Genomic DNA, 816 nt, shown 5'->3' with positions numbered 1-816 from the left:
CGACCGGATCGCCGCGTCACTGGGCATCTCCAAGGGCGTGGTCACGAAGTACATAGGACTGGCCGGTGCTGCCGGGCTGGACTGGGCAAGCGCCTGCGATATGGATGAAGGCGACCTCGAGCGGCGGCTCCTCGGCAAGCCCACGGGGCCAGCAGGCTACGCCCAGCCCGACTACGGACGCATCCACCAGGAGCTGCGTCGCAAGGGCATGACGCTGACGTTGCTATGGGAGGAGTACCAGGCCGAGTTCGCGGACCGGCAGACCTACCGCTATACGCAGTTCTGCGGGCACTACAAGGCGTTCACGAAACGCCTGAAGCGCTCGATGCGGCAAATTCACCGCGCCGGCGAGAAACTGTTTGTCGACTTCGCCGGCCCCACGCTGCCGCTGACGACTGGACGCCGCGCGCACATCTTCGTGGCAGCCATGGGCGCATCGAGTTACACGTTCGCATGCGCGACGCCAGCCGAAACGATGGAGGACTGGCTGGGCGGCATCGCACGTGCGCTGACCTTCTATGGTGGCGTGCCGCAGCTGATCGTGCCGGATAACCCGCGCGCGATGATTGCCGATCCCGACCGCTATGAACCTCGCGCCGGCGACACCGTGCTGGACTTTGCGCGTCACTACGGCACGTCATTCCTTCCCGCACGCGTATATCGTCCGCAGGACAAACCGAAGGTAGAGGTTGCGGTCCAGGTCGTCGAACGCTGGATCATGGCGCGCCTGCGTCATCACCGGTTTGAGTCGGTCCACTCGGTCAATGAGGCGATCCGCCCGCTGCTCAGGAACCTGAATGAGAGGCCGTTCCAGAA

Annotated in this window: 1 protein-coding gene; it reads left to right on the top strand. The window is 64.5% G+C overall.

Annotated elements, in window-relative coordinates:
- Positions 1–7: 7 nt before the first annotated feature.
- Positions 8–816 (top strand): IS21 family transposase (gene istA / locus L810_RS42435; protein WP_257009046.1); only part of this gene is annotated, 809 nt, incomplete at its 3' end.

Origin of the sequence: Burkholderia sp. AU4i, from assembly GCF_000466765.1 — a bacterium.
In the GTDB taxonomy this organism is placed as follows: domain Bacteria; phylum Pseudomonadota; class Gammaproteobacteria; order Burkholderiales; family Burkholderiaceae; genus Burkholderia; species Burkholderia cepacia.
This window is presented reverse-complemented; position numbering and strand designations above follow the sequence as displayed.